We start from the raw sequence: 20659 nt of genomic DNA, 5'->3' as shown, positions 1-20659 counted from the left end.
GGACGAGTGACTACGGGACTTTGCGTCACCTGCGCGGGTCTTCGGTGTTTCAGTAGGCGCAGCGGCCGCCGATGCATGGATGACGACCCCCCGTGCACGACCGGAAGAGGCCACTGATCCATGACTGCCGTCGCCGACCCCCTGGCCCCTCAGGCCCCGTCCTCCCGTCGTTCCTCTCCGCTCGGATGGTTCGCGGGTCTGCGGATCGGGGCCAAGATCCTCGTGGTGACCGGTCTGGCCGTGGTGCTCACCGCGCTGGTCGGTCTCACCGGGCAGTTCGCCGTGCACGACGTGAAGGAGACCGGTGAGCGGATCGTCAACGTGACCGCCGCCGAGTCGCAGCTGAACATCCGGTCCCGTTCCAACTTCAGCGGGTTCCGGCGCAGCGTGATCCTGGCTGCCGTGCAGCCGGACGCCGAGGCGAAGGCCGATGCGGTGGCCAGCGCCGAGGAGAACTACACCGAGGTCGTCGACGCGATGAAAGAGCTGCAGACCATGCCTCTTTCGGAGAGCGACCGGGCCACCCTGACGCAGGAGGTGCTCCCGGCCCTGGAGGACGTCTGGCAGGTCTGGACCGGGACCCTGCAGCCGGTCGCGGCCGACCCGGACCTGACCCTGCGCGGTCTGCAGGGCTACCTGGCCCAGATGGACGAGGTCTTCGACCCGCCGGTGCAGCGCTTCCTGGACGCCAACACCGCGATCACCGACAGCCTCGCCGCGTCGATGTCCGCACAGGTCACCGAGTCCGGCGACAACGCCACCAGCGCCACGGTGCGGATCTGGCTGATCACCGCGGCCGGTGCGGCCGTGCTGTTCGCCATCGGCGTGGGGATCGCCCGGCTGGTGTCGAGTTCGATCGGCCGGCTCCGGCAGGCGCTGGTGGCGCTGTCCGAGGGTGACCTGACCGCCACGGCCGACGCCTCCGGCCGGGACGAGGTGGGTCAGATGGCCCGGGCCCTGAACGAGGCCACCCACACCCTGCGTTCGGCGATGGTGCAGATCAACGGGACGTCGTCGACGTTGTCGGATTCGTCGCGGAGTCTGAATGCGATCTCTTCGCAGATCTCGGCGAATGCGGATTCGACGTCGAATCAGGCGTCGGGTCTGGCCGGTACGGCGCAGGAGGTATCGGGCAGCGTGCAGACGGTGGCGGCGGGGACGGAGGAGATGGAGGCGAGTATCCGGGAGATCGCTTCTTCGTCGGCCGAGGCGGTGCGGGTGGCTTCGAGTGCGGTGAACGAGGCGGTGACGGCTCGGGCGACGGTGGCGAAGCTGGGTGACTCCAGTGTCGAGATCGGCAATGTGGTCAAGGCGATCACGTCGATCGCTGAGCAGACCAACCTGCTGGCGCTGAACGCGACGATCGAGGCGGCCCGGGCCGGTGAGGCCGGTAAGGGTTTCGCGGTGGTGGCCGAGGAGGTCAAGCAGTTGGCGCAGGAGACGGCCCGGGCGACGGAGGACATCTCGAAGCGGGTCGAGGCCATTCAGGCGGACACGCAGGAGGCGGTGGACGCGATCGCGCGGATCTCGCAGACGATCGAGGACGTCAACGCCTATCAGACCACGATCGCTTCGGCGGTCGAGGAGCAGACCGCGACCACGTCGGAGATCTCGCGCAGTATCACCGAGGCGGCGGCGGGTTCGGCGAGCATCGCCACCAGTGTGGATTCGGTGGCGAGTGCGGCGCAGGCCTCCAGTTCCAGTATCCAGCAGGCCGAGCGGGCCTCGGGTGAGCTGGCCGGGCTCTCGACCGAGCTACGTCAGCTGGTCGCCCGCTTCCGGCTCTGAGGCCGGTTCAGGTTTGCCCCGGCGGTGCCGATGAGGTCTGGACGATCCGATCCGGTGAGCGCTGCCGGGCCGACGCCCAACTGCCCCACCTGTTCGTCCCCCGTTCTGCCGGCCGCCCCCACGGCCGGTGCCCGCCTCGGAAGGGTCCAGGAAAAGCTCCATGACCGTCGTGAGTGACATGACGTCCACGCGCCCCTCGGGCGGCGGCTTCTCACCCCTGCGCGTTCTCACCGACCTTCGGATCGGCGCCAAGATCCTGATCCTGGCCGTCCTTGCCGTGGTGCTCACCGTGCTGGTCGGCGTGACCGGCCAGCTCGCCGTGAACAACGTGCAGCAGGCCGGCGAGCGGATCGTCAACGTCACCGCCGAGGAGAGCCAGGCGATCCTGGCCGCCCGGGCGAACTTCAGCGGTTTCCGCCGCTACATCTACAGCACCGCGATGGCGCAGGACGCCGAGTCCCGGGACAAGGCCGTGGCCAGCGCCGAGGAGAACTACAACGACGCGCTCAACGGGCTGAAGGGCCTGCAGAGCATGGATCTTCCCGAGGCCGACCGGAAGATCCTGGCCGACACGCTGCTGCCGGCCATGGACCAGGCCTGGACGGTGTGGTCGCAGCAGCTGCTGCCGACCGCCTCGAACCTCGACCTGAACCTGCGCCAGCTCGACGCCTACATGACCCAGGTCGCCACCGACTTCGACCCGGTGGCGAACGAGGTCCGCGACCAGATCGCAGTGATCACCGAGCATCTCGACACCTCGATGTCGGACCAGGTGGACCAGTCCGCCGCCGATGCCCGGAGTGCCACGGTGCGGATCTGGCTGTTCACCGGTCTGGGCGCGATCGTCCTGATCGCCGTCGGCCTGGGCATCGCCCGGCTGGTCTCCGGTCCGGTCAGCCGGCTGCGGGACTCGCTGGTGGCGTTGTCCGAGGGTGACCTGACCGCCACCGCCGACGTGAACAGCCGCGACGAGATCGGGCAGATGGCCCACGCCCTGAACGACGCCAGCGCCTCGCTGCGTTCGGCGATGGTGCAGATCAACGGGACGTCGTCGACGTTGTCGGATTCGTCGCGGAGCCTGAATGCGATCTCTTCGCAGATCTCGGCGAATGCGGATTCGACGTCGAATCAGGCGTCGGGTCTGGCCGGTACGGCGCAGGAGGTATCGGGCAGCGTGCAGACGGTGGCGGCGGGGACGGAGGAGATGGAGGCGAGTATCCGGGAGATCGCTTCTTCGTCGGCCGAGGCGGTGCGGGTGGCTTCGAGTGCGGTGAACGAGGCGGTGACGGCTCGGGCGACGGTGGCGAAGCTGGGTGACTCCAGTGTCGAGATCGGCAATGTGGTCAAGGCGATCACGTCGATCGCTGAGCAGACCAACCTGCTGGCGCTGAACGCGACGATCGAGGCGGCCCGGGCCGGTGAGGCCGGTAAGGGTTTCGCGGTGGTGGCCGAGGAGGTCAAGCAGTTGGCGCAGGAGACGGCCCGGGCGACGGAGGACATCTCGAAGCGGGTCGAGGCCATTCAGGCGGACACGCAGGAGGCGGTGGACGCGATCGCGCGGATCTCGCAGACGATCGAGGACGTCAACGCCTATCAGACCACGATCGCTTCGGCGGTCGAGGAGCAGACCGCGACCACGTCGGAGATCTCGCGCAGTATCACCGAGGCGGCGGCGGGTTCGGCGAGCATCGCCACCAGTGTGGATTCGGTGGCGAGTGCGGCGCAGGCCTCCAGTTCCAGTATCCAGCAGGCCGAGCGGGCCTCGGGTGAGCTGGCCGGGCTCTCGACCGAGCTACGTCAGCTGGTCGCCCGCTTCCGGCTCTGACCCATTCCGCCGCAGGCATTCCCGCCTGCGGTGACGACATCGAACCGACCGGCTGAGATCAGCACGAGAGAGATAGGCGGATCATGCAGGCACTAGTCGTCGACGACTCACGGGTGATGCGGACCATCCTGACCAAGCTGCTCACCAACCTGAACTTCGACGTGGTTCAGGCCGGCGACGGAGCTGAGGCGCTGGCGGCCCTGGACGCCGGCGCCCGTCCGGAGGTGGCCCTGGTGGACTGGAACATGCCGGTCATGGACGGGCTCACCTTCATCAAGAAGTGCCGGCAGAACCCGGAGTACCGGGATGTCGTGCTGATGATGGTGACCACCGAGAGCGAGCAGGCGAACATCGTCCGCGCGCTGGCGGCCGGCGCCCACGAGTACGTGATCAAGCCGTTCACCGACGAGGTCATCGCCGAGAAGCTGGAGATGCTGGGGCTGATCGAGCGGTGAGCGGCGAAAATCCGGAAGTGGGTTCACTAGTGGGTGAAGGAGGATTCCCCCGATGAGTATCGCGTCCACGGACTTCACCTTCGTGGCCGACCTGGTTCGCCAGCGCAGCGCCATCGACCTGCAGCCAGGTAAGGAGTACCTGGTGGAGTCCCGTCTGGTTCCGCTGATGCGGACCAGCGGAGAGAGCGACCTGGGCGCGTTCGTCAGCCGCTTGCGGCGGGGGGACCAGAAGCTGATCGACTCGGTCATCGACGCCCTGACCACGAACGAGACCCTGTGGTTCCGGGACACCGCGCCGTTCGACGTCTTCGCCAAGCAGTTGCTGCCCGACGTGGCCAAGTCGTCGCTGACCAAGAAGATCACGGTCTGGTCGGCCGCCTGTTCGTCCGGTCAGGAGGGCTACTCGCTGGCCATGCTGATGCTCGACTGGCTGCCCCGGAACCCGGGTTTCGACGCCCGGGTGGTCGGCACCGACATCTCGCACAAGATGGTCGAGCGGGCCAACGCCGGCAAGTACTCGCAGCTCGAGATCAACCGCGGCCTGCGCGTTCCCTACCTGGTCAAGTACTTCGACCAGGTCGGCCGCGACTGGGTGCTGAAGAAGGAGGTCCGCGACCTGGCCTCGTTCAAGTGGGGCAACCTGGCGCAGCTGCCGGTCGGCCATCCGCAGTGCGACATCATCTTCCTGCGGAACGTGCTGATCTACTTCGATCCGCCGACCAAGAAGAAGGTCATCGAGAACTGCCGTTCGGCCCTGCGGCCGGGCGGGTACCTGGTTCTCGGCGGCGCCGAGACCGCCCCCTCGCTCGGGCCCCACTGGAAGCGGGTGGACGTGGACCGCGCAGTGGTGTTCCAGCACCTGGGGGGTGCGGCGTGATCGACCCGGCCGAACTGGCGGCGGCCCAGCCGGATCTGGAGATCCTGCTGGTCGAGATGATCGCCTCGGTGCTCGGCGAGCAGGCCGAGCCGACCCCCGAGCCGTTGCCGGCCGCGGTCGGGCTGGCGGTCTCCCGCCTGGTGATCCAGGACCCGACCGACGGCTCGTACCTCGGGGTCGACGTGCGGGCCGAGGGCAACCTGATCACCACGCTGGCCGCCACCCTGCTCGGCGTGGCCGAGCCCGCGCCGGACGACATGCTCGACGTCATCGCGGAACTCGGGAACATCGCCGGGGGCAACGTGAAGTCGCTGCTGTGCCACAACGGTCAGCTCTCGCTGCCCTCGGCCCAGCTCGCCTTCGAGCACGAGGGGGATGCGCCGGACGCGATCCGGGCCGGGGCGAGCCTGCTCGGCAACGTGGTGGAACTGGTGGTGATGCCGTTGCACTCGGCCGACCCGCAGACCCGCTGGCCCTCGGGCTCGGCCCAGCACGACGCCGAGATCGGCGCCCGCTGACCGCAGAACGAGTAGAGAACGAGCAGAGAACGACCAGAGTCGGCCGGCCCGGGGAAGCTCCCGGTCCGGCCGACTCTGATGTGCCTAGCGACCCTTGCGGTGCGCCTCGGAGATCCGCTGCAGCTGCTCGGCGGTGACCGAGGGGCGGGTGCTCGGTACCGGCTCGATGCGCAAGGCCGCCAGATGCAGGTCGAGGTGACGCTGCCAGGCGTCCGGCGCGTTCTGCCCGGTGACCGCGACGATCCCGCGCAGCGCCCACATCAGGGCCCGGACGTCGCCGAGGCTGACCTCGGCCGAGATCCGGCCGTGTTCGCAGGCCTGCGTGTGCAGGTCGGCGATCAGCGCGTTCAGCTTCTGCTGGTGGTCGGAGTTGCCCGGGCTGAACAGCTTGGCCGAGTAGCCGTGGTGCCGGGCCAGCGAGCGGCCGAACGCCCGCAGAAAGGTCTCCAGGCCGTGACCGCGTTCGTCTTCCAGACCGGCCCGGGCGGTGCTGATCAGCTCGTCGAGGATGATCCGGACCAGCTCGTCGACCAGGGCCTGCTTGTTCGGGTAGTGCCGGTAGAGCGTGCCGACGCCGACCCCGGCCCGCGAGGCGATCAGCTCCATGCTGGCCTCGACGCCGAACTCGGAGATCACCTCGCGCGCCGCGGTGAGCACGGCACCGGAGTTGCGCGCCGCGTCTTTCCGCATCGGGCGTTCGATGGTTCCCACGGCGTTCACCCCAGCTACCCGGTCAATCCGGTTCATCACCCACGAGCGTACCGCCCACGGGTACAGGCCGTGTTTCGTGCCCGGGCGCGGTCCGGGGGTCCCCGGTGGTGACCGCCGTGACCGCCGTGACCACCGGAGGGGCCGGCCGCAGGTCGGGGATGAGCAGTCCGGCCAGGGTGGCCAGCACCAGGGCTCCGGCCAGCAGGGCGAAACCGAAGGTGTAGCCGGACTCCTGCGGGAAACCGGCCGGGCCCTGGTGCGCGGTGACCACACTGGCCATCACCGCCGAACCGATCGCCCCGCCGATGGTGCGGATGTTCGCGTTCATCCCGCTGGCGACCCCGGTCTGCTCCTGCGGCACGCCCTGCACGATCAGCCCGGACAGGGCCGAGAACACCATCCCCATACCGAGTCCGAAGACCGCGCAGCCCAGCATGATCTGAAGACGGGTGTCGTGGGCGAAGGCGAACATCAGCAGCGACAGCAGGGTGATCGCGCAGCCGGCCACGGTGAACCACTTGCCGCCGTAGCGGGCCGACAGGTTGCCCGACAGGATGCCGACCGGCAGCTGCACCACGCACTGCGGGGCGAGCAGCAGCCCGGAAGCGGTGATCCCGGCGCCGAATCCGTAACCCGCCTCGACCGGCGTCTGCAGCAGTTGCGGCAGGAAGCCGAACACCGCGTACATGGCCACCCCGAGCAGCAGGGCCACCAGGTTGGCGGTCCAGACCGGCCGGCGCCGCATCATCCGCATGTCGATGAGCGGTGTGGTGGCCCGGGTCTCGGCCCGGATCCAGAGCCCGGCCAGCGCCGCGGCGGCGGCCAGCAGGCCGAGCACCTGCGGTGAGACCCAGCCCCAGGACGAGGCCTGGCTGAGCGCCAGCAGCAGGCAGACCAGCCAGCCGGACAGCAGCAGGGCCGGGCGCCAGGAGATGTGCCCGCCCGAGCGCACCGGGGAGGCCGGGATCAGCAGGTGCGCGGCGACCGCGGCGATCCCGGTCATGATCAGCGGGATCCAGAACAGCCACCGGTAGCTGAGCAGGTCGACGATCGGCCCGGCCAGGACCAGGCCCAGTCCGCCGCCGATCGCGCTGAGCGAGGCCAGGGTGCCCACCGCGCCGGTGACCCGGTGGGCCGGGTACTCGTCGCGGATGATGCCGAAGGCCAGCGGCAGCACGCCGCCGCCGATGCCCTGGATCACCCGGGCGACGATCATCACGGCCAGGTTCGGGGCCAGCGCGGCCAGCAGCGAGCCGACCGCCAGCGCGGCCAGGGCGGCCACGAAAACCCGCTCCTTGCCCACCAGGTCGCCGATCCGCCCCATGATCGGGGTGGCCACCGAGGCGGAGAGCAGGTAGGCGGTCAGGACCCAGGTGACCCCGTTCTGGGTGGTGCCCAGGTCGTGCTGGATGGTCGCCATCACCGGGATGACCAGCGACTGCAGAAGGGTGAAGGCACCGACCGCCAGGGTGAGGACGGCGAAGGTCACCTGCGGGCGGGTGCGTCGGGGAAGGGGCTTCAAGGACTTCTCAAGGGGAGCGCTCGGGTGAGCGGACTGCATCGTGCTCCTTGTCATCGCAAAACGGAACTGGGATTCCGCTGCGAGCAGCGTAACCGCGCCGGAATGCAGATTCCGCTTCTTTTCCGGAAGTGCCGGATGTGACCTGCGTCGCCTCCCGATCGGCACCTTCTATTGCCAACCGGACACATGGGCGGAACACTCGGCGGGTTACCGAGAACTCATCAAGCACGACCTAGTACGCCGAATCGGACCAAGAGGCTGACGAAGAGGGCTGATGCTGAAGAAGAAACTGGTGGTCGTGGCGGCCTCCGCCGCGCTGGTGACCACCACGGTGGTGGGGGGTTCGGTGGCCCGGGCCGCGAACTCCGGCGACTCGGAGGGTCCGCGCACCGCCGCCACGGCGAGCACGGTGGCCGCGAGCAGCGCGACGGTCGCCACCGAGGTGGCGTTCAAGCCCAAGCCGATCAAGTGGGGCAAGTGTGAGAGTGCCGGGCTGACCGAGCTCGGCGCCAAGTGCGGTTACCTGAGCGTTCCGCTCGACTACGACAAGCCCAAGGGCAAGAAGATCCAGATCGCCGTCTCGCGGATCAAGGCGTCGGTGAAGAAGGCCGACCGGCAGGGCGTCATGCTGGTCAACCCGGGCGGCCCGGGCGGTTCCGGCCTCACCCTCTCGTCGCTCGGCCAGTACGTGCCGGACAACGCCGGGAGCGCCTACGACTGGATCGGTTTCGACCCGCGCGGGGTCGGTTCGAGCAAGCCGGCGCTGACCTGCAACGGCAAGTACACCACCTACGACCGGCCGAAGTACGTGCCGAACACCGCCAAGGGCGAGAAGATCTGGCTGAAGCGCACCAAGGCCTACGCCAAGGCCTGCGACAAGGCCGGCGGGGCGCTGCTGGACAACCTGAAGACCCGGGACAACGTCCGGGACATGGACGTGCTGCGTAAGGCCCTGGGCGAGAAGAAGATCAACTTCTACGGCTTCTCCTACGGCAGCTACCTCGGTCAGGTCTACGCCACCCAGTACCCGACCCGGGTGCGCCGGATGGTCCTCGACGGCGTGGTCGACCCGCGCAACGTCTGGTACCAGGCCAACCTCGACCAGGACGTCGCGTTCGACAAGAACATGGACGTCTTCTTCGCCTGGGTGGCCAAGAACGACGCCACCTACAAGCTGGGCAAGACCGGCGCCGCAGTGAAGAAGGAGTACTACAAGCAGCTGAAGGCCCTGGACAAGAAGGCGGCCGGCGGCAAGATCGGCGGCGACGAGTGGACGGACATCTTCCTGGGTGCCGGCTACTACGTCTTCGGCTGGGAAGAGGTCGCCTCGGCGTTCTCCGGCTGGGTCCACGACAAGGACTGGAAGACCCTGAAGACGCTGTTCGACGACTCGAACCCGCAGGGCCCGGGCGCCGACAACGGCTACGCCATGTACCTGGCCACCCAGTGCACCGACGTGCAGTGGCCGAAGAAGTGGTCGAAGTGGAAGAAGGACAACTGGGCCGTGCACGCCGAGGCCCCGTTCATGACCTGGTCCAACGCCTGGTTCAACGCCCCCTGCCTGAACTGGGGCGGTGAGGTCGGCAAGCCGGTCAAGGTGAACGGCACCAAGGCCCCGGCGATCCTGCTGATCTCGGAGACCCACGACGCGGCCACGCCGTACGAGGGTGCGCTCGAGGTCCGCAAGCGCTTCCCGAAGTCGGTGCTCGTCGAGGGCGTCGGAGGCACCACCCACTCCGGCTCGCTGAACGGCATCGCCTGCACCGACGACACGATCGCCGCCTACCTGAAGGACGGCACGCTGCCCGACCGGGTGGCCGGCCGTAAGTCGGACAAGCAGTGCGACCCCGTGCCGCAGCCCGACCCGGCGGCCAGCGAGTCCGCCACCTCCAAGGCCGACGCCACGGCCTGAGGCACGACAGAGAGGCCCGGTACCCGCAGTTGCGGGTACCGGGCCTTTCCCGTGTTCCAGGGGGATCAGACGGTGATCAGTGCTGCTGGTGCTCCTGCCGGGGCCCCTCGCCGTCCTCGAGGTCGTCCTCGAACTCGTCCTCGAGGTCGTCCTCCTCCTCGTCGAAGTCCTCGAGGTCGTCCTCCGTGTAGCCCTCCACCAGGTACGGCGGAAGGTGCAGGTCGGCGCCGAACGGGGTGAACCAGTGCGCGAACCCCAGCGGGGCCGAGTCCGGGCGGGCCCGCAGGTCCTCGTCGTCCTCGTCGTCCTCGGTCTGCGGGTCGTACAGGATCTCGTGCTCGGTGTCGGCGAAGAGGTGTTCCTCGATCGTCTGACGCCAGCCCGGCTCCAGCTCCACGTCGACCAGGTCCAGCTGCACCTCGGTGGCGTCCAGGATCAGCCGCAGGGCCAGCTCGTGGGCCACGCAGGCGAGCGGCTCCCAGCCGGCCGTGAGCCGCCGGGTGACGTCCGCGGTGGCGATGATCAGCCGCTGGGTGAACAGCGCGTCGTAGCGGTCGGCGTAGCGGTCGGGCAGCCCGCCGAGCACGAAGAACACGTCGTCCGGGGCGTCGGCCACGGTCTCGGTGGTGCCGTCGCGGGTCAGCGTGTCCAGGTCGATGAACAGCTGGTCCACCACCGCCACGGAGGCCTGGAACAGGGCGCCGGCCACGAAGCGGGCCTGGGCCTCGGCCTCCTGGCGCTCCTCCTCGTCCTCGGCCTGCAGGTCCAGCGGGGTCAGCTGGGCCAGGTCCACGCTGGTCAGCAGCTCGGCGCTGGTCAGCAGACGGGCCCGGCCGGCCTCGGTGCTGCGGGTGGTCGCGATGCCGGTCAGGCTCAGCCCGTCCGGTCCCTCGATCACCACGAGCGTCTCGGTCTCGTCCAGGTCGTCGAGATCGTCCAGGTCGTCCAGCACCTGCAGGTCGGTGCCGACGTCGTCGAGGCCCTCGGTGACGTCCGCGGACTCACCGGTGACGCTCACCGAGAACGGTCCCCAGCCCGGGTTGGCCGGATCGTTGATCAGCGCGGCGACGCTGTCGCCGACCAGGCTCAGCACCTCGGGGGCGGCCAGGCCGGGGGCGGCGACGGTCAGGCTGATGTCGACGTCGCCGGTGAGGCCGTTGGTCAGGTAGCCCTCGTTGGTGCACTCGGCGATGGCCAGCGTGACCGACTCCTCGAGTCGGCGCAGCATGCCGTCGCGCTCCAGCGCCGTCGAACCCTCAGCGGCGCCCACCAGGATGGTCAGCTCGTCGTCGTCGTCTTCCATGAGTGGCAGTCTGCCCGACCGGGGACGCCTTCGTCAGTGGGGGCGCCCCCGGTGGTTGCCCGAGGCAGGCAGTCCGGGCGCTACGCGCTCCGGGCTCCGAGCTCCTGGTGGGGGTGCAGCCGCCGGTAGCCGCCGTTGAAGTAGAGCAGCGGATGTAGGCCGGGAGTGGCGTGCAACGAGCGCACCCGGCCCACGGTCAGGTAGTGGTCACCGGTCACGAACTCGTTCTCGAGGTCGCAGTCGATGCTGGCCAGGACGCCCTTCAGGCGCGGGCTGCCGGTGACTCCGGGCTCCCACTCCACGCCCCGCCACTTGTCTCCTCCGCTGCGGGCGAACTGGCCGCACAGGCCCTCCTGCCCGGCCTCCAGGATGTTCACGCAGAACGAACCCGATTCCCGGATCCGCGGATAGCTGCTGGAGGTGAGGGCGGGGGAGAAGGCGATCAGCGGCGGGTCGAGCGACAGGCTGAAGAACGACTGGCAGGTCATCCCCACCGGTTCGCCGTCCAGCACGGCGGTGACCACGGTGATGCCGGAGGCGAAGCCGCCGACCACCTTGCGGAACTGCGCGGAGTCGAAGTCCAGGGTGTTCTCAGCCATGCCGCACCCCCAGCCGCCCGGTGATCGCGGGCACCAGCGCGGCGGCGTTCGCCTCGCCCCACTCCGCCGCGGTCGCCTCGAGCTCGGCGATCCGGGTCATCACCACGTACAGGCCGCGGCTGGGCACGGTCGCGCCCAGCTCGACCAGCAGCGGGCGCAGGTTGACCTCGGTGGCCATGGCGTGGGTGTCGGCGGCGCCGGTCATCACCGGCACCGCCACCACGCCGTTCAGGCCGTTGCTGGGGTAGCGGTCGAGGAAGGCCTTGAGCAGGCCGGTGTAGGTGGCCTTGTAGGTGGGCGAGGCCACCACCAGGACGTCGCTGGCCGCGACCGCGTCGTTGAGCTCGGCCAGGGTCGGCTCGGGCCACTCGAACAACCTGCTCGAGTGGTCGGCCAGATCGATCACCCGGCGCTCGGCGTTCTCGCCGGGCAGCAGCTTCTCGATCACGTCGGTGACGGCCTCCGCCACGCGGAGGGTTCGGGAGGCGGGCTTGGGGTTACCCACAACCACGGCGATCTTCACCGTTCGCACACATCCTTCACAGCGGCCGGGCGCCGCGCACCCTTTCGGTAACGCGGCGCTGACGAGATGGTCCGCCCCCGACCGCCGGCCCGCCACCCGGGTCGCGCGCTCCCGGCCGGCCCTAACCGCCTGCGGTACAGGGACATTCATCCGCCGCGTTCTTGTGTCGCGACGGCAGCTGCAACGTCTTACGCTGCTTCACTCGATATTAGATCGGCCTTCCGTAATGTCAACATTCTCGACAGAAACAGTGAGGAAGGCCCTACTTCACCGAGCCCGCGGTCAGCCCGCCCACCAGGTGCTTCTCGATCAGCGCGAACAGGATGACCACCGGGACGACGGCGACCAGCGAGGCCGCGAACAACTCGTCCCAGTGCTGCTGGTAACCGGTCACGTAACTGTTGATGCCCACGGTGAGCGGTTTGCGGGTCTCCTCGGTCATCAGGGTCAGGGCCACCACGTACTCGTTCCAGGCGGCGATGAAGGTGAAGATCACCGTGGTCACCAGGCCGGGCAGGGTCAGCGGGAGCATGACGTGCCAGAGCGTGCGCACCCGGCCGCAGCCGTCCAGGTGGGCGGCCTCCTCCACCTCGCGCGGGATCGAGGCGAAGAAGCCCTGCAGGATCCAGATCGCGAAGGCCAGGTTGAAGGCCGCGTTCGTGATGATGATCGACAGGTAGGTGTTGACCAGCGTGAGGTCGTAGAACTGCCGGTACAGCCCGACCACCAGCGAGGTCGGCGAGAACATCTGGGTGACCAGCACGGCCAGCAGGAACGCGGTGCGGCCGGGGAAGCGGAACCGGGCGGTGAAGTAGGCCGCCGGTACCGCCGCCACCAGCACCACCGCGGTCGAGCTGACCGCCACGATCAGCGAGGTCTTCAGCCAGTTCAGGAAGCGGCTGTCCGACAGCACCGTGCCGAACGTGTTCCACTGCCAGTCGCGGGGGAAGAACGAGGGCGGGGAGCTGAGCACGTCGTAGGCCGGCCGTAGCGCATCCAGCAGCATGACCGCGTAGGGCCAGGCGAACGCCGTGGTCACCACCAGGCCGATCAGCGAAAGGTAGTAGGGGCGAACCTTTTTGCTTATGGACGTTCGTGGGGCCCGGGGTGCGGTGGTGACACTCACGCCTGGGTCACCTCCCTCCAGCGGATGATCCTCAGGTAGATCAGCACCACGACCAGGATCAGCAGAACGTTGATCACACCCATCGCCGCCGACATGCCCACACTGCGCTCGGCCGCCTTGAAGGCCAGCTTGTAGCTGAAGGTGATGGAGGTGTCGTGGGTGAACCCGGGATTGCGGTCGTTCAGCGTGTAGAGGATCGGGAACGAGTTGAACACGTAGATCAGGTTCAGCACGCTGGCCACCAGCAGGGCCGGGCGCAGCAGCGGCAGGGTGATGTGGCGGTAGATCTTCCACGGCGAGGCACCGTCCACCCGGGCCGCCTCGACGATGTCGTGCGGGATCGCGTTCAGCCCGGCCAGCAGCACGTACCCGGTGAAGGGCAGCGAGACGAACACCCCCACCCCGATCATCGAGGGCATCACCCAGGTGTCGTCACCGAGGAAGTCGATCGGCTCGCCGACGATGTGCAGCGTGGTCAGCCACTGGTTCAGGATGCCGTGCTCGTAGTCGAGGATCAGCGTGAACAGGCGGGCGGTGATCACCAGCGAGGCGGCCCAGGGCACGATGATCGCCCAGCGCATCACCGTGCGGCCGTAGAAGTCCTTGCTCATGAACTGGGCCAGGGCCAGGCCGAACAGGATGGTCAGGGCGACCGTGGCGAACACCCAGAGCGCGGTGTTGCCGAGCACGGTCCACAGGTCGTCGTGCTTCAGGACGTCGGTGTAGTTGCCCAGACCGGCCGAGCCGGTGCGCAGGCCGGTGAACGAGTACTCCGACAGGGAGGCCTGCACCAGGGCGATGACCGGGTAGACCACCACACCGGCCATCAGGGCCACCGGCACGATCAGCCAGGGCAGGGCGGAGAATCCGCTGGCGTAGCCGGTTTCGTGCCGACGGCGACGGAACCGGGGCGCCGCCGCCGGCGCGGCCGAGGAATCGGCCGCACCGGCGGGAGCGTCGAGCTGTTCGGCGGTCAAGTCAGCTCCCGGACTCCGCCTGCTCCTGCAGGTCGTCCAGGATCGCCTTGGGGTCGCCGTCGGGGCCCACCGCTGCGCCGAGTTCCTGCTGCACAGCCAGTTTCGTGGTGTCCCACTTCGGGTCGTCGGTCGGGGTCAGCTGCACACCGGTGAGGGTGTCCAGGTAGACCTTGAGATCGGCGTTGGAGCTGAACTTCTCCACCCCGGACTGGGTGACCGGCAGGAAGCCCTCGTTCTCGATGAACGTGTTCACCTGGTCGGGCTGGTAGTACAGGTCGTAGAAGGCCTTGACCGCCTCGGCGTTGCCGTCCTTCTTGAACGCCATCAGGTAGTCGGTGACGCCGTACGACTTCGGCTCCTCGCCGGTGTTCGAGGGCATCGGGGCGACGCCGTACTCGACCTTGCCGGCCTCGTCGAGCTGCGCGGCCAGCGGCGAGAAGCCCACCACCATGCCGGCCTTGCCCGCTGCGAAGTCGGCGAAGGCGCCGTCGGTGCGGTTGGTCTTGCCCGGGTTGTTCTGGGTGACCCCGTCGTCGGCGAGCTTCTTCAGGAACTCCAGCGTCTCGACGTTCTGCGGCGAGTTGATCGACCAGGCGCCGTCGGTCTTCCAGTTGCCGCCGTTGTTGAACATCCAGATCGAGAACTCGGCCTGCGACTCCTCCGGGCCCAGCGGCATCGCGTAGCCGGCCGAGTCGGTGGCGTCCGCGATCTTCTTGGCGTCGGTGGCGAACTCGTCCCAGGTGGTCGGCGGGGCGTCGATGCCGGCCTGCTCGAACAGCGCCTTGTTGTAGAACAGGGCGCGCGCCGAGGACAGGTCGGGCATGCCGTAGAGCTTGCCCTCGAACGTGCCGCTCTCGACGAAGTTCGGCAGCAGGTCGGACTTCACCTCGGGCGAGAGCACCTCGTCGGCGCTGTACAGCAGGTTGTCCTGGGCGTAGCTGGCGTAGGCGTTCAGGTTCAGGATGTCCGGCGGGTTGCCGTTCTGGATCATCGTGCTGCTCTGCTGGTCGATGTCGTCCCAGCTGACCACCTGGACCTCGAGCTTCGTCCCGGTCTTCTCCTGGTAGGTCTTGGCGAAGTCCTCCCAGAAACCGGCCGTCTCGGCCGAGTACTCGGCGGCGACCAGCTTGATCGACTCGACCTTGCCGCCGTCGCCGCCGCCACTCTCGGAGTCACCGGCGCCGGTGCCGCCGCCGCACGCGGCCAGGGTGAGGGCGAGGCCGGTGACACCGATCGCCAGGGCCTGGGTTCGTCTGTTCATCGCAGTACTCCTGTGTGCTGGGCAGAGGCCGTCAAGAGGTGATGCGCGAGGTGCTTCTCCGACGCTCCGGTCCGCCCCGGAACCGGTTACGGAGGGGTTTATAAAGACGCCTTACGATTTGGCCGTAAGGCTCGCGCACGCGTCCGGACGCCGTCAAGGGGTGGATCAGGACGATCTGCCCGACCGGGCGGAAGGGCACGCAGGCGAACAATGGGCGAAACGCGCGCCACACGCGTCGGTAACCTCGCCCGGCGGCCGATTCAGGCCACTGGGCAGGCAAAACGCGCAGGACGCCCGGAAGCCGAGCTTCCGAGCGTCCTACGTTGTTGCTCTTGTCGTGCTACCGAACTGTCGCCTAACGGTGCTCGCGCCAGGCCCGCTCGAACGGCAGACGCCAGGCGTGCGGGGCGATCAGCTGGTGGATCGCGTTCGGCCCCCAGGTGCCCGGGGCGTACGGCTTGACCGGCGGCGGGTCCTCCAGCAGCGGGATCGAGCGTTCCCACAGGCTCTCGATGCCCTCGGCGGTGGTGAACAGCGTGTGGTCGCCGCGCATCGCGTCGAGGATCAGCCGTTCGTAGGCCTCGAGCACGTCGCCGGCCCGCTCGGTCTCCTGGGTGGAGAACTGCATCGACAGCTTGTCCAGCTTCATGCCCGGGCCGGGCCGCTTGCCGTAGAACGACAGCGACACCTTGGAGGCGTCGGCCAGGTCGAAGGTCAGGTGGTCGGGACCGGCCGCGCCGACGCCCGAGCCGGCCGGGAACATCGACTTCGGCGCCTCCTTGAAGGCGATCGAGATGATCCGCGCGCCTTCCGCCAGCCGCTTGCCGGTGCGCAGGTAGAACGGCACCCCGGCCCAGCGCCAGTTGTCGATGCCGGCCCGCAGCGCGATGAACGTCTCGGTGTCGGAGTCGCGGGCGACCCCTTCCTCACCGCGGTAGCCGCTGTACTGCCCCCGCACCACGTCGCGCGGGTCGATCGGCAGCATCGAGCGGAAGACCTTGTTCTTCTCCTCGCTGATCGCCCGCGGTTCCAGGGCGGTCGGCGGCTCCATCGCGACGAACGCCATCACCTGGAGCAGGTGGGTGACCACCATGTCCTTGTAGGCGCCGGTGCTCTCGTAGAAGTTGGCCCGCCCGCCCAGCCCGAGCGTCTCGGGGATGTCGATCTGGACGTGGTCGATGAAGTTGCGGTTCCAGATCGGCTCGAAAAGGCCGTTGGCGAAACGGAACGCCAGGATGTTCTGGGCCGCCTCCTTGCCCAGGAAGTGGTCGATCCGGAAGATCTGGCTCTCCCGGAACGTCTCGTGCACCTGGTCGTTGAGGATGATGGCCGAGGTCAGGTCGGTGCCGAACGGCTTCTCCATCACCACCCGGGAGCGCTCGACCAGCTTGGCGTCGCGCAGCATGGTGATCACCGCCAGGGCGGCCTTGGGCGGCACGCTCAGGTAGTGCAGGCGGCGCGCGTCCGGGCCGAGCTGGGCCTCGGCGTCGTTGACGGCGGTGGCCAGGGCCTCGGGCCCGGCCGACTGGGGCACGTAGCAGAGGTTCTTGGCGAAGGTGTCCCACTGCTCGGGGGTGAGCTTGTGGGTACCGAACTCCTGCATGGCGGCCTGGGCGAACGAACGGAACGCGTCGTCGCTCATGTCCTCGAGCGAGGTGCCGACCACGCGGATGTCCGGAGCCAGGGCGGAGGCGGCAAGGTGTGCCATGCCGGGCAACAGCTTGCGGCGAGCGAGGTCGCCGGTCGCCCCGAAGAGCACGATCACGTGCGGGGCGAGAGGCTCCTCACCCTTCCGCGACGGCCGTGACCCGGGGGCCGGGTAGGAAATCGTCTGGGGTGCTAGATCGGACACAACTTCGATGATGGCACCACTCCTCGCCCGACGCGAAGGAGACTCCGCCCGCACGGGCAGAAGTTCTGCCTGGTATCCGGACGGCTCAGCTCCGGCGCCGGACCTGCCGATACCGGGGTCGAGATGACCATGGGTGGAGCCGCAGCCGAACCGACGCCCCGGGACACCCCGGCGGCGTCCGCCGACGCGCGCCCGGCGATGCCCCGGCAGTTCACCCCCACGGAGCCCTCCGCCGCCTCCGCCACAGCGTCCGCCGCCGAGTCCGCGCGCCTGGCCGAGCTGCACTCGCTGGGCATCCTCGACACCCCCTCCGAACCCGGCTTCGACGATCTGGTGACGCTCGCCGCGCAGGTCACCGGTTGCCCGATCGCCCTGGTCTCGCTGATCGACGAGCATCGGCAGTGGTTCAAGGCCCGGGTCGGGGTCGACCTCTGCGAGACCGGCCGGGACGTGGCGTTCTGCGACTTCGTGGTGCGCGGGCGCACCGAGCTGGAGGTGGGCGACCTGCGCCGGGACCCGCGGTTCGCGGACAACCCGTTCGTCACCGGCCCACCCCACGCGGTGTTCTACGCGGGCTATCCGATCGGCACCCCGGGCGGGGCGGTCCTCGGCACGATCTGTGTGATCGACCTGGTCGAGCGCAACCTCACCCTGACCCAGCGCGAGCAGATGCGGGCCCTCGCCCGCCAGGTCTCCTCGCAGCTGGAGCTGCGCCGGCTGACCGTCGAACAGGCCCGCGAGATCGAGCGGCGGACCGCGGCCCAGCGCCGGCTGGCCCGCTCCCGCAGCGAGTACCGGCTGCTGACCGAGAACTCCGGCGACGTGATCGCCCGCTTCGCCCTGGACGGCCGGATCACCTACATCAGCCCCTCGGCCGCCTCGGTGCTCGGTGCCGGGACGGCCCTGGAGGCCGGCGTCAACCTGCTCGCCCGGGTGCACCCGGACGACCGGCCGCACCTGCGCGAGGCGGCCGAGGGGGTGCGCGAGGGCGAGAGCACCACCTGCACGGTGCGGGTGCTGGCGGGCGACGAGAACTGGCGCTGGCTGGAGTGCGCCCTGGCCCCGCTCTACGACCCGGACCGGGGTGAGCTCGAGATCCACTGCGCGGCGCGGGACGTCACCGAGCGGGTGGACGCAGCGGGCCGGATCGCCCGCTCGGAGGAGCGACTACGCAGCATCTTCCAGGGGTCCCCGATGGGCATCACCCTGACCGACACCGACGGGCGGATCATCTCCGCCAACCCGGCCATGTGCCGTTTGCTGGGGGTGCCTCAGGAGGAGCTGATCGGGCGGCTGCGCTCGGAATTCGTCCATCCGGCGGACGCCGCGCTGCACCCGGGGGCGATGCGCGAGCTGATGGAACGGCCGGGCGAGAGCATGGAGGTGCTGGTCCGGTACCAGCGGTACGACGGGGTGCTGGCCTGGGCCTCGGCCTGGCTGAGCTGGATCCACGACGGCGACCCCGAACCGCACCTGATGGCCCACGTCTTCGACGTCACCGACCGGCGCCGGGCCGAGACGGCGCTGGCCGACAGCGAGGCCAACCTGGCCGCGATCAACGTGGTGACCCGGCGGATCCTTTCCGGTGAGGACGCCCGGGGGGCGATCGTGACGGCGCTGGTCGACATCGCCGGTGCGAACCTGGCCAGCCTGCTGGAGCGGGGCCCGGGCGCGGACACGGTGATCACCGGCAGTTCGGACCCCCGGCTGGTGGGCACCAGCTTCCACCCCGACGCGGTGCCGGCCACCGCCGCGGTCTGGCGCGAGGAGGAGGCCCTGTTCATCGAGCGGGCCGAGGAACACCCGCTGATCAACCAGGACCTGGTCCACGCCATGGGGGTGAAGTCGATCCTGTACCAGCCGGTGAAGTCGGGCGACGAGATGATCGCGCTGCTGTCGGTGAGCTGGGACCAGGTGCTCACCGACCTGACCGACCGACGGCTGGCGGCGGTGGCGCTGCTGGCCGACGAGGCCGCGTTCGCCCTGGAGCACGACGCCCTGCTGCGCCGGTACGAGGACCTGGCCGGCACCGACCAGCTGACCGGGCTGCCCAACCGGCGTTCCTGGGACGAGCGGCTCTCGGTCCTGATCGCCGCGGCCCGCCGCCGGGGTGAGCCCTTCGTGGTCGCGCTCGCCGACGTGGACCGGTTCAAGAACTACAACGACGCCCACGGGCACCTGGAGGGCGACGTGCTGCTGCGCGAGGTGGCGCAGGCGGTCAAGGCCGAACTACGGGTGGTCGACGTGGTGGCCCGGTGGGGTGGCGAGGAGTTCGCGATCGCCCTGCCGAACTGCCGCGACGCCGACGCCCGGCAGGTGCTGGAGCGGGTGCGTCAGGCGATGCCCCGGGGCCAGTCCATCTCGATCGGCTACTGCGAGTGGGATCCCGCCCGGAGCACCCCGAGTGCCACCGACCTGATGAACCGGGCCGACGCGGCCCTGTACGAGGCCAAGCGCACCGGGCGGGACCGGGTGGTCAGCGCAGGCTGACCGCGACCCGCTCGAGCGCGTCCATCGAGCCCTGCATGCCCTCTTCCATGCCGGAGTTGATGTGCGCGTCGCGGTGGGCGGCCTCGGTGTGCTCGATCAGCATGGTCAGCGTGGTGCGCCCGGGATCGCCGGCCGAGTCGGCGAACGAGATGGTGTTCACCGAGTAGGCGTCCGGCATCCCCTCGAAGGTCTCGGTGCAGACGATCTTCTCGAACTCGACGATCTCGCGGAACTCACCGTTGAAGCCGACCTCGAAGCCCGGCCCGGCCACCATCACCTGACGCCAGCGCCCGCCGACCCGGAAGTCCGACTCGACCAGGGTGACCTCGCCCTTCTCGCCGGCCCACCAGCGCTTGACCAGTTCGGGCTCGGTGTAGGCGCGCCACACCAGGTGTCTCGGTGCGGCGAACTCGCGGGTGATCAGGATGGTGGTCGCACTCGGGAGCTCGACCTTGGCCGTCCCGGTGGTGGTTGGTGCCGTCATCGTCCCTGCCCCTTTTCCTCGGTGATCAGTTCTTCGAGCACGGTGTCCAGCGCGTCGAACCGCTCCTGCCAGAGCTGCTCGAAAGACGAGAGCCAGGTGCGGATCTCGCCCAGTGGAGCGACATCGAGGCGGTAGACCCGCTGCCGTCCGACCTCCCGCACGGTGACCAGCCCGACCTCGCGCAGGACCCGCAGGTGCTTCGAGACCACCGGCTGGGCCAGTTCGGTCAGCCCGGCCAGCTCACCCACCGGTCGTTCCCCCTGCGCCAGCAGTTCCAGGATCTGCCGCCGGCGCGGCTCGGCCACCGCGTTGAATGCATCTGTCGTTGTCGCTGCCCTCGCCATGACCTCATCGTATTCCCATATAGGCATACGTCAAGGAGGCAAACGAAGGACGACCCGGCTCCCCTCTGCGGGGAGCCGGGTCGTTGTCGGGG

At 69.0% G+C, this 20659-nt stretch carries 18 protein-coding genes; 7 read left to right on the top strand and 11 right to left on the bottom strand.

Features of this window, described 5'->3' with window-relative positions; all coding sequences use genetic code 11:
* The first annotated feature begins 120 nt into the window (after window positions 1-120).
* The 5 genes from LWF15_RS31415 (at window position 121) to LWF15_RS31390 (ending at window position 5463) form a co-directional block, all read left to right on the top strand.
* On the top strand, window positions 121-1788 hold the full coding sequence (locus LWF15_RS31415) for a methyl-accepting chemotaxis protein (RefSeq protein WP_232814608.1): 1668 nt from the start codon (window positions 121-123) through the stop codon (window positions 1786-1788).
* A 160-nt stretch (window positions 1789-1948) separates the two neighbouring features.
* Window positions 1949-3613, top strand: coding sequence for a methyl-accepting chemotaxis protein (locus tag LWF15_RS37045; RefSeq protein WP_269811162.1), 1665 nt, complete (start codon window positions 1949-1951; stop codon window positions 3611-3613).
* Between the two features lie 83 nt (window positions 3614-3696).
* Window positions 3697-4068 carry a response regulator gene (locus tag LWF15_RS31400; protein WP_052527093.1) on the top strand — a complete coding sequence of 124 codons (372 nt, stop codon included), beginning with the start codon at window positions 3697-3699 and terminating at the stop codon, window positions 4066-4068.
* A gap of 52 nt (window positions 4069-4120) precedes the next feature.
* Window positions 4121-4945: a CheR family methyltransferase gene (locus LWF15_RS31395; RefSeq protein WP_232814607.1), complete on the top strand. Its 825-nt coding sequence runs from the start codon at window positions 4121-4123 to the stop codon at window positions 4943-4945.
* A complete protein-coding gene (locus LWF15_RS31390; protein ID WP_232814606.1) occupies window positions 4942-5463 on the top strand; it encodes a hypothetical protein in 522 nt (173 codons plus the stop codon). Before LWF15_RS31395 ends, LWF15_RS31390 begins: the two co-directional genes overlap by 4 nt.
* A gap of 84 nt (window positions 5464-5547) precedes the next feature.
* Here LWF15_RS31390 and LWF15_RS31385 read toward each other — a convergent pair whose 3' ends face one another.
* Both LWF15_RS31385 and LWF15_RS31380 read right to left on the bottom strand, forming a co-directional pair.
* Entirely contained in the window at window positions 5548-6210 is a 663-nt protein-coding gene (locus LWF15_RS31385) for a TetR/AcrR family transcriptional regulator (RefSeq protein ID WP_232814605.1), read from the bottom strand.
* Window positions 6197-7735, bottom strand: a complete 1539-nt coding sequence (locus tag LWF15_RS31380; protein ID WP_232814604.1) for an MFS transporter — start codon at window positions 7733-7735, stop codon at window positions 6197-6199. Before LWF15_RS31380 ends, LWF15_RS31385 begins: the two co-directional genes overlap by 14 nt.
* 235 nt (window positions 7736-7970) lie before the next feature.
* Here LWF15_RS31380 and LWF15_RS31375 point away from each other — a divergent pair, with 235 nt between their 5' ends.
* Window positions 7971-9608: an alpha/beta hydrolase gene (locus tag LWF15_RS31375; RefSeq protein ID WP_232814603.1), complete on the top strand. Its 1638-nt coding sequence runs from the start codon at window positions 7971-7973 to the stop codon at window positions 9606-9608.
* Between the two features lie 76 nt (window positions 9609-9684).
* Here the strand turns inward: LWF15_RS31375 and LWF15_RS31370 are convergent, their stop codons facing one another.
* The 7 genes from LWF15_RS31370 to zwf all read right to left on the bottom strand — a co-directional run bounded on the left by LWF15_RS31370 (window position 9685) and on the right by zwf (window position 17249).
* A complete protein-coding gene (locus tag LWF15_RS31370) occupies window positions 9685-10911 on the bottom strand; it encodes a hypothetical protein (RefSeq protein WP_232814602.1) in 1227 nt (408 codons plus the stop codon).
* Window positions 10912-10991: 80 nt separating this feature from the next.
* Entirely contained in the window at window positions 10992-11510 is a 519-nt protein-coding gene (locus tag LWF15_RS31365) for a flavin reductase family protein (RefSeq protein ID WP_232814601.1), read from the bottom strand.
* The gene (locus LWF15_RS31360; RefSeq protein ID WP_232814600.1) at window positions 11503-12033 is read right to left on the bottom strand and encodes an NADPH-dependent FMN reductase; all 531 of its coding nucleotides are present in this window, start codon (window positions 12031-12033) and stop codon (window positions 11503-11505) included. Before LWF15_RS31360 ends, LWF15_RS31365 begins: the two co-directional genes overlap by 8 nt.
* 262 nt (window positions 12034-12295) lie before the next feature.
* Complete coding sequence (locus LWF15_RS31355) at window positions 12296-13159, bottom strand: carbohydrate ABC transporter permease (RefSeq protein ID WP_232814599.1); 864 nt, start codon at window positions 13157-13159, stop codon at window positions 12296-12298.
* The gene (locus LWF15_RS31350) at window positions 13156-14136 is read right to left on the bottom strand and encodes a carbohydrate ABC transporter permease (RefSeq protein ID WP_232814598.1); all 981 of its coding nucleotides are present in this window, start codon (window positions 14134-14136) and stop codon (window positions 13156-13158) included. The genes LWF15_RS31355 and LWF15_RS31350 overlap by 4 nt, the downstream gene beginning before the upstream one ends.
* A gap of 1 nt (window position 14137) precedes the next feature.
* Window positions 14138-15397 (bottom strand): extracellular solute-binding protein, encoded by a 1260-nt coding sequence (locus tag LWF15_RS31345; protein WP_232814597.1) that lies wholly within the window; start codon window positions 15395-15397, stop codon window positions 14138-14140.
* Between the two features lie 355 nt (window positions 15398-15752).
* Window positions 15753-17249, bottom strand: a complete 1497-nt coding sequence (gene zwf / locus LWF15_RS31340; protein WP_352396473.1) for a glucose-6-phosphate dehydrogenase — start codon at window positions 17247-17249, stop codon at window positions 15753-15755.
* A 123-nt stretch (window positions 17250-17372) separates the two neighbouring features.
* Here zwf and LWF15_RS31335 point away from each other — a divergent pair, with 123 nt between their 5' ends.
* The gene (locus LWF15_RS31335; protein WP_232814596.1) at window positions 17373-19739 is read left to right on the top strand and encodes a diguanylate cyclase domain-containing protein; all 2367 of its coding nucleotides are present in this window, start codon (window positions 17373-17375) and stop codon (window positions 19737-19739) included.
* On the opposite strand, the gene LWF15_RS31330 is transcribed toward LWF15_RS31335, so the two are convergent.
* Together LWF15_RS31330 and LWF15_RS31325 are read right to left on the bottom strand one after the other, a co-directional pair.
* Window positions 19726-20223: an SRPBCC family protein gene (locus LWF15_RS31330; RefSeq protein WP_232814595.1), complete on the bottom strand. Its 498-nt coding sequence runs from the start codon at window positions 20221-20223 to the stop codon at window positions 19726-19728. The two genes, LWF15_RS31335 and LWF15_RS31330, sit on opposite strands and share 14 nt — an antisense overlap.
* Entirely contained in the window at window positions 20220-20567 is a 348-nt protein-coding gene (locus LWF15_RS31325) for an ArsR/SmtB family transcription factor (protein WP_232814594.1), read from the bottom strand. Before LWF15_RS31325 ends, LWF15_RS31330 begins: the two co-directional genes overlap by 4 nt.
* Window positions 20568-20659 lie beyond the last annotated feature (92 nt).

This window comes from Kineosporia rhizophila (genome assembly GCF_021277265.1).
Lineage (GTDB): Bacteria > Actinomycetota > Actinomycetes > Actinomycetales > Kineosporiaceae > Kineosporia > Kineosporia rhizophila.
This window is presented reverse-complemented; position numbering and strand designations above follow the sequence as displayed.

What these genes read in the sequence shown, in the direction of transcription:
- LWF15_RS31385 (WP_232814605.1), bottom strand. Translation starts at nt 6,210, where the DNA reads ATGAACCGGATTGACCGGGTAGCTGGGGTGAACGCCGTGGGAACCATC.
- LWF15_RS37045 (WP_269811162.1), top strand. Translation starts at nt 1,949, where the DNA reads ATGACCGTCGTGAGTGACATGACGTCCACGCGCCCCTCGGGCGGCGGC.
- LWF15_RS31365 (WP_232814601.1), bottom strand. Translation starts at nt 11,510, where the DNA reads ATGGCTGAGAACACCCTGGACTTCGACTCCGCGCAGTTCCGCAAGGTG.
- LWF15_RS31400 (WP_052527093.1), top strand. Translation starts at nt 3,697, where the DNA reads ATGCAGGCACTAGTCGTCGACGACTCACGGGTGATGCGGACCATCCTG.
- LWF15_RS31330 (WP_232814595.1), bottom strand. Translation starts at nt 20,223, where the DNA reads ATGACGGCACCAACCACCACCGGGACGGCCAAGGTCGAGCTCCCGAGT.
- LWF15_RS31370 (WP_232814602.1), bottom strand. Translation starts at nt 10,911, where the DNA reads ATGGAAGACGACGACGACGAGCTGACCATCCTGGTGGGCGCCGCTGAG.
- LWF15_RS31380 (WP_232814604.1), bottom strand. Translation starts at nt 7,735, where the DNA reads ATGCAGTCCGCTCACCCGAGCGCTCCCCTTGAGAAGTCCTTGAAGCCC.
- LWF15_RS31375 (WP_232814603.1), top strand. Translation starts at nt 7,971, where the DNA reads ATGCTGAAGAAGAAACTGGTGGTCGTGGCGGCCTCCGCCGCGCTGGTG.
- LWF15_RS31395 (WP_232814607.1), top strand. Translation starts at nt 4,121, where the DNA reads ATGAGTATCGCGTCCACGGACTTCACCTTCGTGGCCGACCTGGTTCGC.
- LWF15_RS31335 (WP_232814596.1), top strand. Translation starts at nt 17,373, where the DNA reads ATGACCATGGGTGGAGCCGCAGCCGAACCGACGCCCCGGGACACCCCG.
- LWF15_RS31415 (WP_232814608.1), top strand. Translation starts at nt 121, where the DNA reads ATGACTGCCGTCGCCGACCCCCTGGCCCCTCAGGCCCCGTCCTCCCGT.
- LWF15_RS31345 (WP_232814597.1), bottom strand. Translation starts at nt 15,397, where the DNA reads ATGAACAGACGAACCCAGGCCCTGGCGATCGGTGTCACCGGCCTCGCC.
- LWF15_RS31325 (WP_232814594.1), bottom strand. Translation starts at nt 20,567, where the DNA reads ATGGCGAGGGCAGCGACAACGACAGATGCATTCAACGCGGTGGCCGAG.